Raw genomic sequence first — 21,478 nt, 5'->3', positions numbered from 1 at the left:
GCGGGAGAGCGACCATGAAGATCAGAGCGGCGATGCTGACGCAAAGCGGGGGGCACATGCTGCCCTATGAACAATCGCAACCGCTGACTCTGCCGCACCTGACGCTAGATCCGCCGGGGCCGGGCGAACTGTTGGTGCGCATCGATGCGGCGGGGCTGTGCCATTCCGACCTGTCGGTCATCAATGGCGATCGACCGCGCCCGATGCCGATGGTGATCGGTCATGAGGCGACCGGCATTGTCGAATCGCTGGACGAGGGGTGCGACGGGCTGACGGTGGGGGACCGGGTGGTGCTGGCCTTTCTGCCCGCTTGCGGCCATTGCCCCCGCTGTCTGGCCGGGGAAATGTGGTTGTGCGGCCCCGGCACGGCGGCCAACGGGCGAGGCACATTGCTATCGGGCGCGTGCCGGCTGCATGACGATCATGGTCCGGTCCATCATCATCTGGGCATTTCCGCCTTTGCCAGCCATGCCGTGGTCGACGCCCGGTCGGCGGTGAAGGTGGACAGCGACATTCCGGCTGAAATCGCCGCTTTGTTCGGTTGCGCGGTGCTGACCGGCGTGGGGGCGGTGGTCAATGCTGGGGTGCTGCGTCCGGGCGAAAACGTCGTCATCCATGGTCTGGGCGGGGTTGGCCTGTCCGCGTTGCTGGGGGCGAGGGCGGCCGGCGCGGCGACGATCCTGGCGATCGACCCGTCGGCCGAGAAGCGCGCCATCGCGCAGGAACTGGGCGCCCATGCCTGCGCGCCAGAGGAGGCTGCGCACCTGTCCAATTCGCTGTTCGCGGAGGGCGGGGCGGACCTGGTGATCGAGACGGTTGGCCATGCCGCCGTGCTGCGCGCCGCCATCGCATCGGGCCGCCGGGGCAGCCGGATCGTGACCGTAGGCCTGCCTCATCCCGACCAGATGATCGACCTGCCCGCGCTGACATTGGTGGCGGAGGCCAAGACGCTGATCGGCAGCTATCTGGGCTCCTGCGTGCCCGCGCGCGACATTCCCCGCTTCATCGCCCTGTGGAAGGCTGGGCGGTTGCCGGTGGAACGGCTGCTGACGTCGGTCGGGCCGCTCGACACGATCAACCATCTGCTCGATGAAATGCAGGCAGGCAGGGCGATCCGGCAGATCGTCAAACCCTGATAGGGTTCAGGCCCTGATAGAGTTCAGGCGCGCCCGATCATGTCGGTGCCGATGCTGCGGGCGGTCGCCCGCAAATGCGGCAGGTAGCGGGTGACGGCGTCGTCCAGCGTCATCGCCGCTGCAAAGAAGACCAGCGTCAGCGTGCCCAGCACCTCTTCCTCGCAGAAGATCGGCACCGCGAAGGAGGATGTGCGCCCCGGATTGGCGGAATAGGCGGTGCGGGCGACCGCAGCATAGCCCTGGCGCCGGATCTTGTCCGCCTCACCGCTCGATTCAAAGGCGCGCAGCATGCGGATTTCATGCTCGGTCCCCGAATCTTCGATATGCGCGATCAGCGTGTCGCGAATTTCCTTGCTGGTATGGGCCAGAAAGGCGCGGCCGGACGCGGACTGGATCAACGGCACCTGCCAGCCGGGATAATAATGGTTGAAGGTCATCGGCGTCTGGGTGCTGGTCGAATCGCGCACCACCATGAAATTGCCGACGCGCGTCACCACGCTGATCGGCCAGTGCACCGATTTGGTCAGCGCTTCGATATGCGGACGCGCCTGGGTAACGAGCGCGTCATGGCTCTGGAAGCCATAGGCCAGCGCCTGCACCAGCGCGGTCGCGCGATAGCGTTTGCGGTTCGGTTCCCGCTCGATCACCCCTTCCTCGATCAGCGCGCGCACGATGCGCAGCGCCGTGGGATAGGGCAGGTCAACCGCCTGCGCGATCTGCGTCATGCTGGGTGCGCCCTGAAGGTTGATCACGCGCAATATGTCGAGCGCGCGCCCGATCACCCGGATTGATGCGTCTTCGGTCAAGTCGGACCCTGTCTTTCTTCCGCCTGCGGCACGTTTCTCTGTGCCAGTAGAGCCTGACTTCCTTCACCGCGCAAAGACATTTGTTCATCAGACGAACATCGACGGGGACGGCGCTGGTTTCGCGTTCGCACGTTCCGCAAGCCTTGCCCTGTCGACGCACAGGGGCGTCGCCTTTCCACAAGGGGGCCAAGTGCTTCAGACCGAAGTTCTTATTGCGGGCGCTGGCCCGGTCGGCGCGATCGGCGCGGTGCGGCTGGCGTCGATGGGCGTGGACGTCATCTGCTGCGAAAAGACCGACAGTTTCGCCAGCGACCTGCGCGCATCCACCTTTCATCCGGTGACGGTCGAGATGCTGGATCAGGTCGGCGCGGCGGCGCCGTTGATCGAACGCGGGCTGAAGGCGCCGGTCTATCAATGGCGCGACCGGCGCAGCGGCCAGTTCCGCAATTTCGACATGGCTGAGATTGCCGACGCGACCCGCTTCCCGTTCCGCCTGCAATGCCCGCAGCATCATATGGCGGCGATGCTGACCGATCATTTGCCTACGCTGGCCAATGCCGACATGCGTTTCGGCACGACGCTGGTCGCGGCGCGGGAGGATGGCGAGGGCGTGGTCGCCACGGTCATGCGCGACGGGCGCGAGGAAGAGATACGCACCAAATTCCTGATCGGGGCGGATGGCGCGCGGTCGACGGTGCGGTCAATCATGGACGTGCCGTTCGACGGTTTCACCTATGAAGAAAAGTTCGTCAGCATTTCGACCGCGCATCCGATCGAACAGACGCTGACCGACATCGAATATGTGAACTATATCGCCGACCCGGACGAATGGCTGGTACTGCTGCGTGTGCCCGAATTGTGGCGCATTCTGGTGCCTGCCGCCGTCGATGCGGACAATGACGCCCTGCTGTCCGACGAAAGCGTTGCTGCCATATTCGACCGGATCGTGCCGGGCGTGCCCATCGAGACGGTATTCCGCAAAATCTATCGCGTGCATCAGCGCGTGGCGCGATCCTTCCACAAGGGGCGGATGATGCTGGTGGGCGATGCCGCCCATCTCAACAATCCGCTGGGCGGGTTCGGCATGAACAGCGGCATCCATGATGTGTGGAACCTGGCCGACAAGCTGTGGAGCATTTTGCGCAAGGATGGCGACGCGGCGTTGCTGGAGCGGTTCGACCGGCAGCGACGCGGCATCACCACCGCCTTCATCCAGGCCCAGTCGATCGAGAACAAGGCGTTCATGGAGCATGGTGCGGGCGAAAGCCATCAGGGCCGCATGGATAAGATGGAGGCGATCGCCGCCGATCCGGCACTACGCCGCCACTATCTGCTGAAGCAGGCGATGATCCAGAGCCTGGCCGACGCGGACAAGATCGCATGACCCGGAAGGACCGCATATGAGCGACGACCTGAACGACAATTACCAGCGCGCCTATGGCCGTTCCGTGGGGTTCGGCCAGCGGCCCGCACTGATCCTCATCGATTTTGCGCAAGGCTATTTCGATCCGGCCTGCGATCTTTATGCGGGCGTGGACGATGCGCTGGCGTCGGCGCTGCGGGTGCGGGAAGCGGCAAAGGCGGCGGGCGTTCCAGTGATCCTGACCAATGTGGTGCTGCACCCCAATTGCATGGATGGCGGGCGCTTCTTCGAAAAGTCCAAGCCCATGCGCTATTTCATCCGGGGCAATCCGATGGGCGACTGGGCTAAGGGACTGGTGCCGGACGACGACGAACTGATCGTGTCGAAACAATATGCCAGCGCCTTCTTCGGCACGTCGCTGGCCGCGACGCTGACCTCACTGGGTGTGGACAGCGTGCTGCTGACGGGCCTGACCACCAGCGGATGCGTGCGGGCGACCTGTGTCGATGCGATGCAGCATGGCTTTCGGACGCTGGTGGTGGAGGAAGCCTGTGGCGACCGCCATCCCGATCCGCACCGGGCCAACCTGTTCGACATGAACGCCAAATATGCCGACGTCGTCAGCGAAGCCGACACGATCGCCTATCTGGCCGCGCTCCGCGCCTGATCCCATCCTCCATCGAAAGAGGGTTCTGACCATGACCTATCGTCTCGGCGTCGATGTCGGCGGCACATTCACCGACCTGCTGCTTTTCAACCAAGTGTCCGGCGCCTTCTGGCGGCACAAGACCCCTTCCACCCCGCATGATAGCTCGCAAGGCATATTGAACGGCCTGACCGCGATCTGCGAGAAGGCAGGGATCACGCCGGCCGCCATCGACTATTTCCTGCATGGCACCACCGTCGCGACCAACGCCATATTGGAAGGCAAGGGATCGCGCGTCGGCCTGATCGTGTCGGAAGGCTATGGGCAGGTGATGCAGATCGCCAGGTCCTTCGTCCCCGGCGGTCTGGCCGGCTGGATCGTATGGCCCAAGCCCGAACCGCTCGCCGCGCTGGAAGATACGGTGGAGATTGCCGGGCGCATGGACGCGCAGGGCAATGAACTGCGCCCGATCGATGAGGATGGCATTCGCGCGGCGCTTAGCCGTTTTACTGGGTTCGAGGCACTGACCGTCAGCCTGATGAACAGCTACCTCAACGGCGCGCATGAAAAGCGGGTGGGCGAGATTGCCGCGGAAATGCTGCCCGGCGTGCCGGTGTCGCTCAGCCATGAAGTCCTGCCCGAAATGCAGGAATATGAGCGGACGCTGACGACGGTGGCCAATGCCGCCGTGCGGCCGGTCGTCGGCAAATATGTCCGCAACCTGCGGGCCAGCCTGCGGGATGGCGGGATGGCGGGATCGCTTTCGCTATTACGCTCCGACGGCGGCCTCATGTCGTCGGAAAAGTCGGAGGAGCATCCCGTCGCGCTGCTGATGTCCGGCCCGGCGGGCGGTGTCACCGGCGCGCTGTGGGTGGGCAAGAATGCCGGCATCCGCAACATATTGACGCTGGACGTGGGTGGCACGTCCACCGACGTCGCGCTGATCGAAAATCTGGAGGCGCGCCGGGTGCGCACCACCGAGGTCGGGCATCTGGCGGTGCGCGCCTCCGCACTGGACGTCAAGACGGTCGGCGCGGGCGGCGGCTCCATCGCCTATGTGCCCGAACTGACCGGCGCCCTTCGGGTCGGCCCGCAATCGGCGGGCGCGGTGCCGGGGCCGGTTGCCTATGGCAAGGGCGGGCAGTTGCCGACCGTGACCGACGCCAATGTCGTGCTGGGCTATCTACCCGAAAATCTGCTGGGCGGCGCCTTCAAGCTGGACCGAGAAGGGGCGACCCGCGCGGTCCAGACCATCGCCGACCGGCTGGGCATCGGCCTGATGGAGGCGGCGCGCGGCATCATCGACATCGTCAACGAAAATATGTTCGGTGCGCTGCGGATGATTTCGGTGCAGCAGGGCTATGACCCGCGCCATTTTGCGGTGATGGGCTTTGGTGGCGCGGGGCCGCTGCATGTCAATGCGATCTCGAAACTGATGGGCGCCTGGCCCGCCGTGTCGCCGGTCAGCCCCGGCGTGCTCTGTGCGCTGGGCGATGCGACCACGCGGATGCGGACGGAAACCGCACGCAGCTTCTCCCGCCGGTTCGACGAAACCGACGAGGGGCAGGTGACGGCCCTGCTGGCCGAGATGGCGACGCAGGTCACGGCCGAACTGACCGGGGAAGGCATCGCCCCCGCCGACATCACGGTCCAGTTCGAACTGGACGTCCGCTATGAAGGGCAGGCGTTCGAAGTGCCGCTGGCGATTGATCCGGCCATGCTGGCCAGCGATGGCCTGACCGGGGTCGCCGCGCGCTTCGATACGGAGCATAAACGGCTCTTCACCTTCAACATGGACAGCGCGCATGAACTGGTGAACCTGCGCGCCGTGGCGCTGGGGCCGGTGCTGGAACTGGAGGCGCAGCGTCTGCCGCAGGGCAATGGCGATCCGATTGCCGCCAAGTTGCGCGATCATCAACTGTGGGCCGATGGAGCCATGGCGCCCGCGGTCATCTATGATCGGGCCAGATTGCGGGCGGGCGATGTGATCCCCGGCCCGGCCATCGTGACCGAGATGGATTCGACCACCCTGATCGAAGCGGATTGCGTCGGCACGGTGGACGCATTCGGCAACATCCTCATCAACCTGGCCTGAGCGCGAAGGAGCAAGACCCATGCCGGCACAGATCATCCAGGCGAACCAGACCCCCTTCCAGAGCGGGGACATCGATCCGGTGACGCTGGAAGTCATCGAAAATGCCCTGCGCAACGCCCGCATCGAAATGGACGCGACATTGGTGCGCACCGCCATGTCGCCGGGCATCCGCGAACAGGGCGATGCCTTCCCGCTGATCGCCGACCATCAGGGTCGCATGATCGTGGGTCAGTTCGGCAGCTATATCGGCCCGTTCCTCGACGGTTATGATGGCACGGTGGAGGATGGCGACCTCATCTTCCTGTCCGATCCCTATTCGGTCGGCGGCGCGATCAGCCATTGCAACGACTGGCTGGTGCTGCTGCCGGTGTTCAAGGATGGCCGCCTGATCGCTTATACGTCGATGTTCGGGCATCAGTCCGACATTGGCGGCATGGTGCCCGGATCGATGCCGATCCACGCGACCGAAATCTTTCAGGAAGGCGTGCGGATTCCGCCGGTCAAGATCTGGAAGAAGGGCGACTATAATGAAGATCTGGTCCGGCTGGTCATGCACCAGTCACGCACGCCCGACTGGTGCAAGGCGGACCTTAACGCGCTGATCGCCTCCTGCCGCGTCGCCGCCCATCGCGTGGTGGAGATGGCGCAGCGGTTCGGCGACGATGTGTTCGTGTCCGCCACCGAATTGCTGCTCGATCGCAATTACCGGGCGATGCAGCATCTGATCGAAACCTCGATCGGCGAAGAGAAGGTCAGCTTCGAGGATTATATTTGCGACGATGGCATGGGCTTTGGCCCCTATCGGATCAAATGCACCATGTGGCGGGAAAATGGCCGGGTGGTGCTCGATTTCGACGGCACCGATCCGCAGTCCAAAGCATCGATCAACATGTTCCTCAACGAGAACATGATGCGGATGTTCTTCGGCATCTACATGATCATGGTGTTCGATCCGCAGATCCTGTTCAACGACGGCTATTATCCGCTGATCGACGTGCGCATTCCCGAAGGGTCGCTGCTCAAGCCCAAATTCCCCGCCGCCCTGTCGGGCCGTACCCATGTTCTGGGCCGGCTGTTCGACATTCTTGGCGGGCTGCTGGGGCAGAAGACGCCCCAATTCCTGAATGCCGCCGGCTTCTCTTCCTCGCCGCATCTTTTCTATGCCGGGACCGACCGGAACGGGAAATGGTTCCAGCTGTTCCAGATCGGCTTTGGCGGCATTCCGGGCCGGCCGCTGGGTGACGGGCCGGACGGCCATTCGCTCTTCCCCGGCTTCACCAACGTCCCCAACGAGTTTCTGGAACGCTATTTCCCGCTGATCATCGAAAGCTATGCGACGGTGGCCGACAGTGGCGGGCCGGGTCTGCATCGCGGTGGCAATGGCATCGACATGGTCTATCGCTTCCTGGAGCCGGGCGTGATCGCCATTCATGACGATCGCTGGTTCGTGCCGCCCTGGGGCGTGAATGGCGGCCTGCCCGGCGCCCGCGCCCGCAAACTGCTGGTAAAGGCGGACGGGACGGAAATCGTCGTCGGCAACAAGCTGGAGGATTATCCGGTGGAGGCGGGCGACAGGCTGCACTTCATCACCTGGGGCGGGGGTGGCTGGGGCGACCCGCTGGACCGCGATCCGGCCCTGCTGGCCAAGGAACTGACGCAGGGGCTGGTGAGCGCACAGGGCGCGCGCCGCTATGGCGTGGTGCTGGTCGACGGTGTGGTGGACGAGGCCGCGACCAAAGCGTTGCGGGCCGAGATGCGCAGCGCGCGCGGCGATGTGTCGGTGTTCGATTTCGGCCCGGATCTGGAGACGTTGCGGGCCAACTGTCTGGAGGAAACCGGCCTGCCCGCGCCAAAGGCGCCGCAATGGGTTCGCGCGATCGCCTGATTAGGCGACAGGCCGGTTTCGAAAAGCCTCCTCCCTCTGATCGAGGGAGGAGGCTTTTTCGTTACTTGTCCTGCGTAAATTCGGTGGGGTAGCGCCCCAGCGTGAAGAACAGCATCGCCGCCCCGGCGAGCATCGCCGCCGACAGGAAGAGCAGCAGATCATAGCTGCCGGTCTGGGCGCGCAGATAGCCGAACAGGATCGGCGCGACACCTGAACCGATCGCGAAGATCGCGAATTGTAGCCCGAAAATCTCGCTATAGTGGCGACGGCCAAAATAGCGGCCGGTGATGAAGGCCATCAGGTCGAACTCCGCGCCGGTGATCAGGCCTACCAGGATGACGCAGCCGATCGCCATGGCCGGATGGATCGCATCGGTGGTGAGCAGCAGCGCGCCCGCCATGGCTGGCAGGATCAGCGCCAGCGCGGCGACCGGCGCCCAGAGCCGGTCCAGCAGCAGACCGCACAGCAATCGTCCGCCGGTAATGCTGAGCGCCAGCACCGACAGCGCTTGCAACGCCTGTTCATGGGCCAGGCCCGCTTCGGTCAGCAGCGGCAGGAAATTGGTGAGCAGGCCGCCGCTGGCCGCATTGAGCAGCATCGCCCCCAGCGCCGCTGCCCAGAAGCGGTAATGGCTGACGGCTTGTTTCAGGGTGAAGCCAATCGCGTCGCCGCCCCTTGCCTGTTCCTCGTTCGGCGCGCTTTCAGTCAGCCAGCGATATTGCAGGGGCAGAGATAGCAGCAACGGCAGCAGTGCCAGCCCGATGAAGGCGCCGCGCCATCCGGCGGCATCGATCCAGCGATCGATATAGAAGGGATAGATGGCGCCGGCGATTCCGGTGCTGGCCAGCATCAGCCCCAGCGCCAGCCCGCGCCCGCGATTGAACCAGCGGGTCACGATCTTGGCATAGGTCATGGGCAGCGTGCCAAGTCCCAGGACGGTCAGCAGGCCCCACAAGCCGTAGAAGAGGGTGACATTGCCGCGCGGCGTGGTGGACAGCAGCAGCAGGCCGATGGCAACCCCGACCGTCGACCAGAGCGCGATCCGCCGCGCGCCCAGCCGATCGACCAGACGGCCCATCGTCGCGCCCAGCAGGATCACCGCGATCGTCGCGGCAATGGTCGCGCCCAGCACGCTGGCGCGGCTCCAGCCCAGATCCTGCCCCACCGGGCCGGCGATCAGGCCGATGGTATAGCCGCTATGGGGCGACAGACCCAGTGCCAGGCCAACGCAGCTGGCGACCAGCGGCCGCCAGCCGCGCCGCATCTCCGCCATGGCGGATGCCGGCGCGGCGATGGCGGCGGTCAATAGCCGAACTCGCGTTCGTCGGAAAAGTCGGTCACGTCATAGCGCGACAGTTCATAGGCGTGGCCCTTGCGATAGCCATTCATGCGCGCGACAATCTCATCCTCGCCAGTCGTCCAGATTTCTAGGTCGCCGTCAATATCCCCGGTGCGCCACATGTAATGATGGCAATTCATGATCTTGCCGGCAACGCTGATGTCTTCCATTCCCAGATATTCGACTGGCATCTCGACCTTGCGGCCATGGCTGATAGTGCCGCCATTCCAAGTGAGTGATGTGGTGAGCAGCCGGATAGTCTGCACGCCGCTGACGCTGCGGTCGAGCTTCATCAGCTTCCACCCTTCGGCCGTGGTGGGATGATAGCCCAGCACTTCCTGCGCCCGGTCGATCGGGAAGCTGGATTGATCCACAGGGCCGCCATCTGGCGGCAGGACGATCGACGTGACGGTGTCGCCGCTGACATGCCGCACCAGCGCGCCCAGATAGACATTGTCGGAAAACAGGCGGACGAAGCCGTCGCGGGGCGTGAAATCCCGGTCCGCCGTCTGGGTCACATGCCGCACGATCGCGCAGCCGGGAAAGCGCGACAGGCTCATCGCAGTGCGCGATCCGTCCGGGTTGCGGGTGACGATAAAATCCTCCCAGTCGATCGCCTGGTCGGGATGGCCCAGAGGATAGGTGACATAGGAACCGATAGTGCGGGTGAGGGGCATGAAGAGGAATATCCCTGGCTGGCGTTGATCGAGAGGCTGGACGGCGGGCCGTTCAGTTCGTCAGCCATGGCTCCGCGAAGCGACAGGGGGTGGCAAATATCGGGTGATGAATGTTCGTGTGGCGGATAGTGCCGGCGGCGCACATGGCAAAAGGGGCCAGTGCTCGCGCACCGGCCCCGGTCCTGATCTCAGTGCAGAACGGACGTCACGCCTTGCCGGTCAGCCCCCCGACGATCGGTGCGAGGATGGACTGAATCAGCCTTTCCCGCTCCACGCGGCGGGCGCTGTCGTCTTCGGCGTCCGGCGCCAGCATCTCTATGCCGGACGACACATTCAGCCCCTGATTGTCCAGCACCTGCTCCAGCGATTTCAGCCGCTCGCGGGTGACGGACAATTCCATCGTCAGCGTGACGACGGCACGCAGCAGGTTGTCGACCACCGGGTCGGGCAGGAAGGTGACATGGCGATCGGCCGCCGCCGGGCCTGCCGGCAGGTCGGTGGCGGCTTGCGGGTCTTGCGTCGTCATCACGGCTTGCGCCCTCCGAAGAAGAAATAGGCGGCCGGCCCGACTGCTTCATAATCGGCAAAGGCGGTCTGCGGATCGAAACCGGCCTTTTCCAGTTCGGCCTTCATGTCGAGATCGACAAAGCCGGTCCAGAAGGGTTCGCCATTATGCCGCACCTGCCAGTCGTTCGTGACCTGCTTGGCCAGCGGGATGCGGTGGGCGTGATAGGGCACGTCGAGGTGCAGCACCAGACCGCCCGGTTTCAGCAGCCGCCAGCATTCCTTGAGGATGCGGGGCACCTGCGCGGCGGACGTTTCGTGGAACATGATGATCGACGTGATGAAGTCGAAACTTGCGCCGGGAAAGCCGGTTTCGGCGGCATCCAGTTCATGGAAATGAATGGCGAGGCCCGCGCTTTCCGCCGCGCCATGGGCGTAGCGGACGAAGGGGCGGGCGCAGTCCAGCCCGTGGACATCGGCATCGGGCCAGAGCCGTTTATAGGCGTGCGTTTGTTCCGCCGTGCCGCAGCCCATGTCGAGGACGGCAGTGGGGACAAGGTCAGGCGCGCGCCGGGCCGCGACCTGCGCCACGAACTGCCCCAGCGTATCCTTGGTCGCCGACTTGCCAGCCGACATGCCCTTGGCCGCGCGATACATTTCGACCGTGCCGGTATAGACCAGCCCCGCCTCGATATCGTCGGGTCGCCGTTCACGCCAGTAGCCCCCCGGCTGGCGATGGATTTCCGTGGTCTTGACCGGCGCCTTGACCACCAGTTGATCGTTCAGGTGCAGACTGCCGCCGCTGGCGGGCTGATCGCGGATCGTGCGGAAGGTGGCGACGCGATCGTCGATGATGCGGTCCGTCGTCTGCTGGACGGTGTCCCACATCATATTTTGGCTGTGCCAGGTCAGCGACGCCCAGAGCTGGAACAGGGGATCGGCCGCGCTCGCCGCACCAGCTTCCTTCCGGTTCGCTGGCGGCTGGCCATGCGCGCGGGCATGGGCCGGTGCAATTTCCTTGTCGAACCGATCCTGAAAGGCGGCCTCGACGGTGAAATTGACATATTTCTTGAGCGCGCCGACGAAATTAAGCCGCGCCATTTCATCATGGACGGGCGTGAAGTCGAAGGGTTGAGCGGGGCGGCATTCGGTCATAGCGGCAGCATCACCAGAGTCGCCGAGATGACAATGATTTTTGCTTATGTTTCCGCAGCGCGAACAGTCATTGGAGGGATAGTCGACCAGAATACTATGCCTGTCGGCCGTCGTGAAAGCCTCGCTCATATGCGGCGTCGGAGGGATAATCGTCATAATGCTGGCCATTGTCGTGATTAGCGCCAATGATTGCGGCGAGAACCGACGCCCGCCGCGACTGCCGTTCCGCTCGGTCCTTTGCCGCCAACCTTTTGATTGCAATCGGGTGCTGGCGTTGGAGTGATGGAATCGATACGCCCCTATATGATGGCAATGCTGACGCAGTTTTTCTGGGTGGGCTGCCATTGCGCAGGCGCGCTGCCAGATCGAGGTTCGAGATAAAAGGCGGACCAAATTCTGCAAGATCGATCAGACCATTAGCGATCAAGCGCGCTGCGCGATCGGCAACCAGACCGCATGTTCCGCTCCCGTGAGGGCGCCGTCATCGCGCGTGGATCAGAACAGTTCCTGTCCAAGGCCAGGATCGAGGGGCAGTCAAGCTCTCCGATGGCCGCATGCTCAATGTTGATGGGGTAGTCGGAGGCGCGACACGCTGGCGCGTTGTCGCCAACGATTTTCGGCTCGACGCGGTATGGTGCCTTTTGGTGCCGTTCCGCAGCGCAGCTGTGGACCGCACGAAGATCCCGCTGCGAACCAGATTGTTCATACCCGAAACCGTCGGCATGCCTCTTCCCAGCGGCGCAATGCATGATGGAGGCTGGTACGCTATGGATACAGGCTCTGCTATCATGACGGATCGGATCGACCTATTTCTGGGTGCCGGCAAGGCTATCATGGATATTCCACGCCAGTTCGGGATCGGCCATCTTCGGACCTTGAAGGCGCGTATAGTGGTGAAGGTATCAGGGTGTGAGCGGCCCGGAGGATAGCTTGCGCATTGCGAGGTAGTAGATGGCATTATCGGCATGGACAGCATGAATGCTCATCCGGGACGATCGTGATCGGTGCTAGTTCCGCCACTGCGTTCCGGTATGCAAGGTGCCCTGCGCGATGGGCCGGGTAACTGATGGGAAGTGCAGCCGGGACTCGGGTAGGCGAGCCATGCGGTTCAGCCAGCAAGGCGCAGCCTTGGACTGCTGTTCTAGACGAGCCTTGCGAGCAGGGCAGCGCTCTCTCGCAGGCCGACAAAGGCGTAAGGGTTGAGAAACTGCCTGCGCCATAGAAGATTGCGATCAACTTCACCCAGATCAGCGGCATTGCATTCTTCGCGCCAGTGGTCGCAGATCGTGCGGATTTGCGCATCGGCGATGGCGATGGCTTGCGCTTCACTGAGATGGAAATGGGGTGCGGACACCAATGCTGTCTCGATCCGGCTCGAGCGATCCTGCCCCACGATCAACATCGCCTGACTTGCCTCTTGTCCGGCTCGTCCCTGCGGGCAGATGTCATATGCGGGCGTGAGCGTCAGTGCGCTTCCGTCCCAGAAAGCAGCATGGTTGCGCGCATGATCGTCAGTGTTTCCAATCAGAATATTGAACATGATGCGCCTGAAAAGTTCATGGAGCGTGCGCGTGGGATCAGTGAAGCGATGCCGGATAATCTCTGCCAGATCCTCATAGCTCGCATAACGCGCCATCATTTCGTCCAGGCCGACAAGCGTGAGGGCGGACACCATGGCCCGTCTCACCCAGCTCTCATCGCACCGAACACGATCGAAGCGCTCCACAAGCAGCACATCGCGCCCGGAGGCTTTTACGAGTTGCACTTGGGCGGCATGAAGACCAGCGCGCCTCGCGAGACGCATTGCGACGAACTCGACCTTGACCACGCTGTAAACGTCGCTGGTCGACGAGAATTTTGCGATCAGTTTGCGATCGCCGTCTGTGATCAGGGCCTTGGGCCGTGCGCCGCCAATCGAGCTGCCATGATGCAAAGCTTGATCGAGATCGGGCGAAAGCGGCAGATTGTCCTCGACCTTCTGCGCTGAGGCGACCAACTCGCTCAGGGTGGCCTGGGATGCGCGCGCGGCATAGTCGGTCGCCGATGTCTGGAAATCGAGCGCGCCGATCCGGTCGGACCCGGACTGAAGGAGGAATGTCAGTTCATCCAGCTGCAGGTCATCCAGGTCATCGCCCTTCACGCCGAAATTCCTGTTCAGGATGACTCGACGCCCCCACGCGTCAGGCGCCGCGTCCCGGATTGCACTTGGCATGGAAAGTCCGGTGGGCAGTGGCAATAGACCGGACCGCAGCGGCAATTCGGGTTCGTAGAGCGGGACTGCGTCTTTTCTTTCCAGATAGCTCCGGCCATAAGCGAAGCGGATACCTTCTGGCCGTCGGTCGAGACGCCCGGCAATCACCGGCCTTGTCTCGCCAGCCAGCCATGTCCAGACAAAGCCACTGTCCGGGTGCGGGATCTTAGAAGTCATCATCGACCTCTCGATCATTTTCGCGGACATATTTCGGAAGGACCGCAAGCCGGTCACGGGTGCGCTCGGTCATCGCAGTAACGCCCTTGAGGTCGCTTTCGAAAAGCTCGATCCCTACAATGGCGGCGGCTTCGAAATACACGCCGATCTCGACTTTGGGATCGCCATTTTCAAGGCGCCGCAAGGTGCCCCGAGAAACGCCGATCCGTTCGGCAAGCAATTCCGCCGTCATGCGCTTCTGCCGACGCCCGAGGAGAACCAGGCGTCCCAGCAGGGTTATGGCCTCGCGGGTGTAGCGGCCGTAAATTCGCTTGGTGGTGGCAGGCATATGGTCGCTCCGCAGGCCATATAGGGACGATATGGTCATTCCATAAAGCAGATAGGCTGACACCGCAATAGCCATATATGCTGTTTGATCCTTCCATGATCCATATAAAACTAATGTGGTCTATGCGTAGGCCATTTTGTGATTTAGCCTTATCCGGTCGCTCCAACCAATCATTAGGGCGTGCAGCCATTACGCATTGTGTCAATCGCCCCTTAATTGCGGGTTTCCGTCAAGCCTGGCTTGCGGTCCGTACCGGGGTCACGGTCCTTTCGAGGTCATGGCCTCAAGATGAAGTCCGGGTCGGGTGCCTCAACGTATGCACGAATGTGCAATTCGAAGAAATAAAAGATAATAAAAACAATGATATAGTAACAATTCGACCGGCAAAATCGGGGAGGAGTTTACCTCTGTCCGATGGCCATTTGCTTACAGAAAATAGTGTCATTTCATGCGCTTCGCCGCAGCGAATCAGCACTCAAAACGACTATTTGCTTCCAGATGGGAATTTGGCACGCAGGACGGCCCTGACGCCGGGCTTCTACTGGGATCATGAGCTACCCGGCGTTGGTTTACGGGCCTATCCGTCGGGGCGCAGGCGCTCGATCGTTCAGTACCGCCATTGCGGTAACACACGCCGTGTCACGCTTGGGGATCCTGAAAGAATTATCCCAATATGTTATTAATTCCACAAAGCCGGCTCCTGGGGATCTTATTAATTTAACATAATTAATATTATCACACTTTTGTCCATGTAAGGGTGGATTCTAGATCGAAGTGCGAAATCCTAGGATTTATAGGGGTTTGATCCCCTTTCCAGGAAGGCACGATATGAACGCCTATCAACATCTGGGTTTCGACGACCCCCGGGATAGTTATCAACTTAGATCATGGTCAACGGCCGTCGTGTCCGCAGCGGCAAGATCGCTCGTAGTCCGGAGCTCGCCGCTTACATCGCCAACCGTTTGTCGGCAGCCTGATCGCCAGAGCAGATTGCGGACTACCTTCGCCGCCATCAGGGTTTCAACGAGGCGGTGTGCCACGAGACCCTCTATCAAGAGGTCTACGGACCCGATGGACGTAACCAGAAGCTGTGCCCCCCCGTGCGGCTCGGTGTGTCAGCCCCACAGGCTCGATAGCGGCGCTGCAACCAGCTTTTCGCCAAAGGACACCACATCCGTGCTGTCATAGAGAACGACGCCGCAGGCGAAGCGGTCGCCGCAGGCCTCGGCCAGCGCTCGCAGCCCGCCAAAGTCGCTGGGCTTGACCGTCGCACTTGCCTTTACCTCGATGCCGACGATCATCCCGTCGTCGCGCTCCAGAATCAGATCCACTTCGCGCCCGTCACGATGCCGGAAATGATAGGGCGATAGACGCAGGTCGGTTGCGGTCATGAGTTTCAGGATTTCCGAGAAGACGAAGCTTTCCAGCAATGGGCCGAATGTCGTACGATCGGCCTTCACCCGATCAAAAGTCAGCCCGCGGGTTGTCGCTAGCAGACCGGAATCAAGAAAATGAATCTTGGGCGTCTTCACCATACGCTTGAGCGCGTTGGTGAACCACGGTTGCACCATCGAGATGAGAAACACCTGCTCAAGCAGGCCAACATAGCGCTGGCCGGTCTTGTGACTCACGTTTATCCCGCTGCCGAGCTGCGAGTAATTGACGAGCTGGCCTGAATGCTCGGCCAGCAATCGCACAAATTTCGGCAGTTCCGTCAGCTTCTCGATATCGGCGATATCCCGCAGGTCGCGCGTGAGGATCGACGTTAGATACGATCGTAACCAATCCTGTCGCCGACGCTCGCTTATCCGGCTGATCGCCTCGGGGAAGCCGCCAAGCAGGACTAACTGCACCAGGTCGTCCCCCAGAACAGCATCGGCCGGTTTCACCAGCTTTCCTTCGAACATCATTTCCAGGAAATGAGACGGTTGCTCCGCGATCTCGGCGCGCGCCAGGGGGAGCATCGCGATCGTTTCCATCCGCCCCGCCAGACTGTCGGCGACCCGCGGCAACGTCAGCACGTTTGCCGATCCGGTCAGCAGGAACCGTCCGGGCCTGTAGTCTTCATCGACCGACTTCTTGATCGCCAGCAGCAAATCGGGAGCGCGCTGGATTTCATCGATGATCGCCCGGTCCAGCCCTCGAATGAAACCGACTGGATCCGAACGAGCTGCTTCAAGCGCAGTCTGGTCGTCGAGTGTGACGTAGTACCGGCCGTCATCGCCCATTTTACGGACGAGCGTTGTCTTGCCTGCCCGGCGTGGTCCCACGATCAGAACCACGGGCGTATCTGCGAGCGCTTCCCTCGCCCGTGCCTCTACAAGTCGCTCAAACATAGGTGCTTCATTCTCCGGCTGATTGGCCTATGCAGATCCGCTGATTGGAAGTCAATAATTCGCTAATTGGAAGCGCCAGACGTGCAATCTTGAGCTTCCAGTATGAACCGAGCAGCACGGTCGACGACGATCGTCGCGTGTACGAAGGCAAACTTCGCCCTCGAGCCCAAGCGCTTCCTCCCCTCCAACACCGACCTTGCTCTGCTGTCGGACAAGGAGATCTAGGCCGTTGCCGATCGCCTCAACAGCAGACCCCGCAAGTGCCTGGGCTGGGCCGATGAAGCGGAATGTCTGATGCCGATGGGGCGTCCCTTCGACGGCTTTGTGGAATATGGGAAGCGCGTCTCGCCGACCTGCCTCGTCCATCTGGAACGCAATCGCTACAGCGTGCCGGCGTCCTTTGCCAATCGGCCTGTCAGCCTGCGCGTCTATCCTGATCGCTTCCTGGTTGTCGCCGAAGGACAGGTGATATGCGAGCATCAGCGCATCATTGACCGATCCCATGATGGGCCGGGGCATACCGTCTATGACTGCGCCACTATCTGGCGGTGGTCCAGCGAAAGCCCGGCGCCCTGCGCAACGGCGCTCCCTTCCTCGAACTGCCCGAGGCCTTCCAGCGGTTGCAACGACATCTGCTGCGCAACCCCGGCGGCGACAGGGAAATGGTCGAGATCCTGGCGCTCGTCCTGCATCATGACGAACAAGCCGTGCTGACCGCCGTCGCCACGGCGCTGGACGCCGGTGTTCCAACCAAGATCCATATCCTCAACCTGCTGCACCGGCTGCTCGATGGAAAACCGCTCTCGACGCCGCCGGTGACGGCGCCGCAGGCGTTAAGGCTGGTCAGTGAACCGATGGCCAATGTCGAACGCTATGATGCGTTGCGCGGGGAGAACCGTCATGCGTCATGATCCCGCCACCGGCGCCCTTGTCGTGATGCTGCGCGGCCTGAAAATGCCCGGCATGGCTCAGGCCGTGACCGATCTCATGCAGCAGGGATCGCCCGCCTTCGAGGCGGCGGTGCCGATCCTCTCCCAGTTGCTGAAAGCCGAAACGGCCGAACGAGAGGTCCGGTCCGTGGCCTATCAGCTCAAGGTAGCGCGGTTCCCGGCCTATCGGGATCTGGCGGGCTTCGACTTTGCCAGCAGCGAGGTGAATGAGGCGCTGGTGCGCCAGTTGCATCGATGCGACTTTATCGATGTCGCGGACAATGTGGTGCTGGTCGGCGGCCCGGGCACCGGCAAAACCCATGTCGCCACAGCGCTGGGTGTTCAGGCCATCGAGCAACACCGCAAGCGCGTCCGCTTCTTCTCCACGGTCGAGTTGGTCAACGCCCTCGAACAGGAAAAGGCCCAGGGGCGAACCGGGCAGATCGCCAATCGGCTCGTGCACTCGGACCTCGTCGTGTTGGACGAACTGGGTTATCTGCCGTTCAGTGCCTCCGGCGGCGCGCTGCTCTTCCACCTGCTGAGCAAATTATACGAGCGCACCAGCACCAGCGTCATCATCACCACTAACCTGAGCTTCAGCGAATGGGCCACCGTCTCCGGCGATGCCAAGATGACCACCGCGCTCCTCGATCGGCTCACCCATCACTGCCACATCCTGGAGACCGGCAACGACAGCTTCCGGTTTAAAAACAGCTCAGCCCACCAAGCTAAACCCAGAAAGGAGAAACCCGCACCTTGACCCACCGATGACATCCGAAACATAATATCAGGCGGGTCACTTCTCGGTGGAAATCCCGGGTCAACTCTCAGTGGCAATCAACATCCAGGAGGTGGATTCCCAAAACGGCCGCTTGCTTCACCATCAGCTTGTCCGATCATCACCATCGTCGAGATCTATGAAAAGATCATCAAATGCCGAACGGACCGGCTGACTAGGTTGGGTCGAGCCCTTTTCTACGACCATCTCCTGTATCTGCTTAGCCTGACCTCTGGGAACCAGGACCGGTACGACATCAAGCGCGTCGCAGGCCTCGGCGAACAGTGTTAACCGGTCCCGGCCCCAGCGTTCGCCTGCCAGGTCTCGTTCAAGCTCGGATATTCGCGCCCGATCGCGCCCCAGCCGCTGAGCCAACTGAGGCTGGGTAAAATTGCGTCTGCGGCGCCAGTTGCGCAGCTGGACTCCCAAAATTGGGAAAATACCTTCCATAATGCGTTTTTCCGCTCATTCCGGCAAAAGTAGCGGAATAACGCTCTTTTACTCGTAAAAAGCGCTATTCCGCTCCTACTATGGTCCCTTCATTGTCGATCTGCTCATCTTAAGGGCGTAATTGTGCCGACGTAATACACGCGAGACCCAGGGGATGCTCGTGCGGCTTTGGAGCCGTGAAGATCGGCATCGAGACGGGTCCTATGACAGTGTGGCTGTGGCATGCGCTGACTGAGCGAGAGCTGCCGGTCTTGGGCATTTTGCGCGGCTCGGCGGCGGACGGACGGTCCATCTCTACGATCCGGACCTTCCTGCTTGCGACCTTGTCGACGGACGCCCAACTCGTCATGCACCGACTCGCGCTGTTCGAGGCATGGGGCCTCGGCATCGACTGGCACCGCTTCGATCTCGGCACTGCGCGGCTTGGCCATGTAGCGGCCTCGCTACAGGCCAGCGGAGCCTGGGACCATTTCCTTTGCGTCGCCAGCGCCGAACGCGCGGCGATCGAGCTGATGGATGACGTGCCTGCGAGCCTCAGCTTCGACCATGCCGACAAAATATTCGAGAACCTCACGACCCTTCGTCCCCGTCTGATGACGGACCTGCTGAAGGGTTGCACGAGTATCAGGGCCGAGCGATTGTTCCTGTTCTTCGCCGATTGTCACGCTCATGGCTGGGCGAAGCGGATCGATCGTGATGTCGTCGATCTGGGTCGGGGCAAACGCCAGCTCGTCCCCGGTGGCCGACTGGATGCGCGCTATCAGATTACGGTGCCGGAAGCCTTTGGCTCCAAAACCGAAAGTGAAGAGCAATGACGGCGCGGATCTATGCGGACCAAGTACGCCTGCTGGTCCGCGCCATCCCGGCAATCGCGCATGAGGAGATCTTCGCGCTTAAGGGCGGAACGGCGATCAACCTGTTCGTGCGGAAACCGTTGAAGCGCTTCCCCGCCTAGCCGTTTTCGAAAAGGACGGCTGCCGGATCCTATGCGTAATGGACTGGGGGCTCCCCGCACCTCACCTGTGAGATGCGCTAGCCGGGCAAGCGGCCAAGTCGTATCGGTCTCGTCGCCGACCTGACCAATCCGCTGTGGGACATTATCGTTGTCCACCCGCAATATCGCTGCCTGACCCCTCACCCATTTCGCCAATCCATATGGCAATGCGGGGGCGAAGACGCGCAGCCGGTCTACGATCGTCAACCGGCCCCTCCTTGATGAAAAGAAATTCTTACTCTGGGTCAGCTCCGGCACCAGTGGATCGCCAAAAAGGTCGGCTTGCCTAGATCTAACCGGTGCGAACAGGGGACCGTGCGTGCGCCTCAAAATGCCAAAATGGTCTGGACAGGTTTGGTCAGTATCTTTTCGATCGTAAAGGTGCCTGCTGCCGGCGTTAGCAGCAGTTCTTCTTCAGCGAGCCTGTAATCCAGCCATTTCTGCACATCACGACGTTCAATGATGGCGCCATGCCGCGCCTGATAAAGGATGACGTTCGGGTTCGCGTCGAGGGTGACGATCCTATAGCTGGTTGGTCATTCACCAATGGCTGGCTCCCAGATTGCTGCAGGATAAAAGAAGTTGCCATCCTCGCGAAAGGCGCGGAACGCCTTCTTGCCATTACGGATGTGGAATTCCGACGCTGCGACGAGACAACGACTATGCGGAAATGCACGCCCCTCGCTGCCTATCTCAACTGGTTGTTCGAGCCTGCTGCAACGGCTCCCGCAAAGGCGCGCTGACCCGAGATACGGCCCTGCTTCAGAACGGAATTTCCTGTCCCTCATAGTCCAGCAGCTTCCCGCTGTCGGCAACCTTGAGCCCCTCAATGACATCGAGAAGCTGCAGGGCCGCTCGCTCGGCATCAAACAGCCGACCGGCTGCGACATTAGCTTGAAACGGCCTGGAAAGCATGGTGTCCACCGTGCCGGGATGCAGGGCAACCACAATCGCGCGATCGTTACGCCGCTTCTCCTCGATGGCGAGATTGCGCACCAGCATGTTGAGCGCTGCCTTGGACGCCCGATAGCCATGCCAGCCCCCCAGGCGATTGTCGCTGATCGAGCCCACGCGCGCCGAGAGCGCGGCAAAAACGGCTTGCCCGGTCCTGGGCATCAAAGGCAGAAAATGCTTGGCCACAAGCGCCGGACCGATGGCGTTTATGGCATAGCTTCTGGCCAGCCACGCGGGATCTAGATCCCTCAGCGCTTTCTCAGGGCCATGGACGCCCTCATGCAGCAGTCCTGTCGCGACGATCACGAGCGTCGGTGCCGGTCCTGCCGCGACATGGGCTGCGGCCGCCGCAATCGACGCCTCGTCCAGCAGATCGATATGCTGCGCCCCTTCCCGCGATCGGCCGAGGCCATGCACCCGCTCGAGCGCGCCTTCCTCAAGCAAGGCCGCCTCCAGCGCGCCACCGATACCGCCGGATGCGCCGACAATGACGGCGCAACCCTTTGCAGCGCCGCTCATGGCTGCGTGCACCGCACAAAGGGGCGCACGGCCTGGAGACCAGGCATTGCCGCATGAGAGCTTCCGCCCATGACCTGCATGTTCCACCACCGATACCGTGGCGCCCAGCCTCCCTGCCATACGACTTTCATCAATCCGAACTCCCTGCTCCGTGCG

General features: G+C 62.0%; 19 protein-coding genes and 2 pseudogenes. 11 read left to right on the top strand and 10 right to left on the bottom strand.

All coding sequences use genetic code 11. From position 1 onward, the window contains the following. Positions 1-14: 14 nt before the first annotated feature. Positions 15-1,136 (top strand): alcohol dehydrogenase catalytic domain-containing protein, encoded by a 1,122-nt coding sequence (locus tag BMY84_RS24015; RefSeq protein ID WP_093087205.1) that lies wholly within the window; start codon positions 15-17, stop codon positions 1,134-1,136. A 23-nt stretch (positions 1,137-1,159) separates the two neighbouring features. On the opposite strand, the gene BMY84_RS24010 is transcribed toward BMY84_RS24015, so the two are convergent. Further along, positions 1,160-1,942 (bottom strand): IclR family transcriptional regulator domain-containing protein, encoded by a 783-nt coding sequence (locus tag BMY84_RS24010; protein WP_143075145.1) that lies wholly within the window; start codon positions 1,940-1,942, stop codon positions 1,160-1,162. 190 nt (positions 1,943-2,132) lie between these two features. On the opposite strand from BMY84_RS24010, the gene BMY84_RS24005 reads away from it, so the two are divergent. The 4 genes from BMY84_RS24005 to BMY84_RS23990 are packed head-to-tail and all read left to right on the top strand — an operon-like array spanning position 2,133 to position 7,931. Further along, on the top strand, positions 2,133-3,326 hold the full coding sequence (locus tag BMY84_RS24005) for an FAD-dependent oxidoreductase (RefSeq protein WP_256215409.1): 1,194 nt from the start codon (positions 2,133-2,135) through the stop codon (positions 3,324-3,326). 16 nt (positions 3,327-3,342) lie between these two features. Next, on the top strand, positions 3,343-3,972 hold the full coding sequence (locus tag BMY84_RS24000; RefSeq protein ID WP_093087202.1) for an isochorismatase family protein: 630 nt from the start codon (positions 3,343-3,345) through the stop codon (positions 3,970-3,972). Between the two features lie 31 nt (positions 3,973-4,003). Further along, positions 4,004-6,046, top strand: coding sequence for a hydantoinase/oxoprolinase family protein (locus tag BMY84_RS23995; RefSeq protein ID WP_093087200.1), 2,043 nt, complete (start codon positions 4,004-4,006; stop codon positions 6,044-6,046). A 19-nt stretch (positions 6,047-6,065) separates the two neighbouring features. Next, a complete protein-coding gene (locus BMY84_RS23990; RefSeq protein WP_093087198.1) occupies positions 6,066-7,931 on the top strand; it encodes a hydantoinase B/oxoprolinase family protein in 1,866 nt (621 codons plus the stop codon). A gap of 61 nt (positions 7,932-7,992) precedes the next feature. Here BMY84_RS23990 and BMY84_RS23985 read toward each other — a convergent pair whose 3' ends face one another. The 4 genes from BMY84_RS23985 to BMY84_RS23970 form a co-directional block, all read right to left on the bottom strand. Continuing rightward, on the bottom strand, positions 7,993-9,237 hold the full coding sequence (locus tag BMY84_RS23985) for an MFS transporter (RefSeq protein ID WP_093087196.1): 1,245 nt from the start codon (positions 9,235-9,237) through the stop codon (positions 7,993-7,995). Beyond that, a complete protein-coding gene (locus BMY84_RS23980) occupies positions 9,234-9,947 on the bottom strand; it encodes a hypothetical protein (protein WP_093087195.1) in 714 nt (237 codons plus the stop codon). Before BMY84_RS23980 ends, BMY84_RS23985 begins: the two co-directional genes overlap by 4 nt. Before the next feature lie 205 nt (positions 9,948-10,152). Continuing rightward, a complete protein-coding gene (locus BMY84_RS23975) occupies positions 10,153-10,476 on the bottom strand; it encodes a hypothetical protein (protein ID WP_143075144.1) in 324 nt (107 codons plus the stop codon). Continuing rightward, positions 10,473-11,606, bottom strand: a complete 1,134-nt coding sequence (locus BMY84_RS23970) for a class I SAM-dependent methyltransferase (RefSeq protein ID WP_177204166.1) — start codon at positions 11,604-11,606, stop codon at positions 10,473-10,475. Before BMY84_RS23970 ends, BMY84_RS23975 begins: the two co-directional genes overlap by 4 nt. Before the next feature lie 554 nt (positions 11,607-12,160). On the opposite strand from BMY84_RS23970, the gene BMY84_RS30885 reads away from it, so the two are divergent. Beyond that, positions 12,161-12,535: a 3D domain-containing protein gene (locus BMY84_RS30885; RefSeq protein WP_093087187.1), complete on the top strand. Its 375-nt coding sequence runs from the start codon at positions 12,161-12,163 to the stop codon at positions 12,533-12,535. A 212-nt stretch (positions 12,536-12,747) separates the two neighbouring features. Here BMY84_RS30885 and BMY84_RS23955 read toward each other — a convergent pair whose 3' ends face one another. The 3 genes from BMY84_RS23955 to BMY84_RS23940 all read right to left on the bottom strand — a co-directional run bounded on the left by BMY84_RS23955 (position 12,748) and on the right by BMY84_RS23940 (position 16,698). Continuing rightward, positions 12,748-14,052: a type II toxin-antitoxin system HipA family toxin gene (locus tag BMY84_RS23955; protein WP_256215408.1), complete on the bottom strand. Its 1,305-nt coding sequence runs from the start codon at positions 14,050-14,052 to the stop codon at positions 12,748-12,750. Then, positions 14,024-14,437, bottom strand: a complete 414-nt coding sequence (locus BMY84_RS23950) for a helix-turn-helix domain-containing protein (protein WP_218147017.1) — start codon at positions 14,435-14,437, stop codon at positions 14,024-14,026. Before BMY84_RS23950 ends, BMY84_RS23955 begins: the two co-directional genes overlap by 29 nt. Before the next feature lie 1,040 nt (positions 14,438-15,477). Then, a complete protein-coding gene (locus BMY84_RS23940; protein ID WP_093087185.1) occupies positions 15,478-16,698 on the bottom strand; it encodes an ATP-binding protein in 1,221 nt (406 codons plus the stop codon). 273 nt (positions 16,699-16,971) lie between these two features. On the opposite strand from BMY84_RS23940, the pseudogene BMY84_RS23935 reads away from it, so the two are divergent. Both BMY84_RS23935 and istB read left to right on the top strand, forming a co-directional pair. Continuing rightward, positions 16,972-17,609, top strand: a pseudogene (locus BMY84_RS23935) (IS21 family transposase); the annotation flags it as partial. Beyond that, positions 17,599-18,387, top strand: a complete 789-nt coding sequence (gene istB, locus BMY84_RS23930) for an IS21-like element helper ATPase IstB (protein WP_093087183.1) — start codon at positions 17,599-17,601, stop codon at positions 18,385-18,387. The pseudogene BMY84_RS23935 and the gene istB, both read left to right, overlap by 11 nt. Before the next feature lie 123 nt (positions 18,388-18,510). On the opposite strand, the gene BMY84_RS23925 is transcribed toward istB, so the two are convergent. Continuing rightward, positions 18,511-18,855 carry a helix-turn-helix domain-containing protein gene (locus tag BMY84_RS23925; protein WP_256215407.1) on the bottom strand — a complete coding sequence of 115 codons (345 nt, stop codon included), beginning with the start codon at positions 18,853-18,855 and terminating at the stop codon, positions 18,511-18,513. Between the two features lie 176 nt (positions 18,856-19,031). On the opposite strand from BMY84_RS23925, the gene BMY84_RS23920 reads away from it, so the two are divergent. The 3 genes and pseudogenes from BMY84_RS23920 (at position 19,032) to BMY84_RS30600 (ending at position 20,592) form a co-directional block, all read left to right on the top strand. After that, entirely contained in the window at positions 19,032-19,670 is a 639-nt protein-coding gene (locus BMY84_RS23920; RefSeq protein ID WP_256215406.1) for a type IV toxin-antitoxin system AbiEi family antitoxin domain-containing protein, read from the top strand. Continuing rightward, a pseudogene (locus BMY84_RS29415) lies at positions 19,667-19,783 on the top strand (nucleotidyl transferase AbiEii/AbiGii toxin family protein); the annotation flags it as partial. The gene BMY84_RS23920 and the pseudogene BMY84_RS29415, both read left to right, overlap by 4 nt. A gap of 536 nt (positions 19,784-20,319) precedes the next feature. Then, positions 20,320-20,592: a hypothetical protein gene (locus tag BMY84_RS30600; RefSeq protein WP_177204165.1), complete on the top strand. Its 273-nt coding sequence runs from the start codon at positions 20,320-20,322 to the stop codon at positions 20,590-20,592. Positions 20,593-20,611: 19 nt separating this feature from the next. Here BMY84_RS30600 and BMY84_RS23905 read toward each other — a convergent pair whose 3' ends face one another. Then, on the bottom strand, positions 20,612-21,322 hold the full coding sequence (locus tag BMY84_RS23905) for an SDR family NAD(P)-dependent oxidoreductase (RefSeq protein WP_093087179.1): 711 nt from the start codon (positions 21,320-21,322) through the stop codon (positions 20,612-20,614). Positions 21,323-21,478: the final 156 nt, after the last annotated feature.

This window comes from Sphingobium sp. AP50, assembly GCF_900109095.1.
GTDB lineage: Bacteria > Pseudomonadota > Alphaproteobacteria > Sphingomonadales > Sphingomonadaceae > Sphingobium.
The sequence above is the reverse complement of the archived record's forward strand: the minus strand, read 5'-3'. Positions and strand labels throughout refer to the sequence as shown.